Below are 529 nucleotides of genomic sequence, written 5' to 3' on the forward strand. Positions count from 1 at the left end.
GCGTGGCTGCGTTACGTCCTCGGTCATATCCAGGACTGGTCGGTGAACCGGGTCCGCGATCTGCTGCCATGGAAGGTAGACCTTACCTCTGCCTGAACGTCAATACGGTCTAGATGCGACGCTTACAAAGGAACTGCGCAAGCTGCCGGGGATCCTGAGCATTAATTCTTCGATTTCGCTCAGGGAAGTGAAGAAAAGCCATCCCCTGCCGGTCTGAGGGTACGGTTTACTTTCTGACCCAGGATAGCGGGCCTGGAGAATTTATACAAAGAAACTGTACCAGGCGACGATGGAAGGAGTCTTGCCAGCCGGTTCAGTGCAAACAGCAGCGTAGGATATCGGGCTCAAGAGGCTTTAAACGGCCATAAGATTCTGCCCGGCTGGCTGCTGAACCATGATTTGCGGACGTAAAAAAGCCCCGTACTTCCGTACGGGGCTTCTTCACCTGATTGATGCCTGGCAGTTCCCTACTCTCGCATGGGGAGACCCCACACTACCATCGGCGCTACGGCGTTTCACTTCTGAGTTC

General features: G+C 54.6%; 1 protein-coding gene and 1 rRNA gene. One reads left to right on the plus strand and one right to left on the minus strand.

Features of this window, described 5'->3' with window-relative positions:
- A partial coding sequence (locus F7Q90_RS25895; protein ID WP_151161182.1) for a transposase domain-containing protein occupies positions 1 to 96 on the plus strand: 96 nt, incomplete at its 5' end.
- Positions 97 to 454: 358 nt separating this feature from the next.
- On the opposite strand, the gene rrf is transcribed toward F7Q90_RS25895, so the two are convergent.
- Positions 455 to 529, minus strand: a 5S ribosomal RNA gene (rrf, locus tag F7Q90_RS28190); the annotation flags it as partial.

Source organism: Pantoea stewartii subsp. stewartii, from assembly GCF_008801695.1.
Taxonomy (GTDB): domain Bacteria; phylum Pseudomonadota; class Gammaproteobacteria; order Enterobacterales; family Enterobacteriaceae; genus Pantoea; species Pantoea stewartii.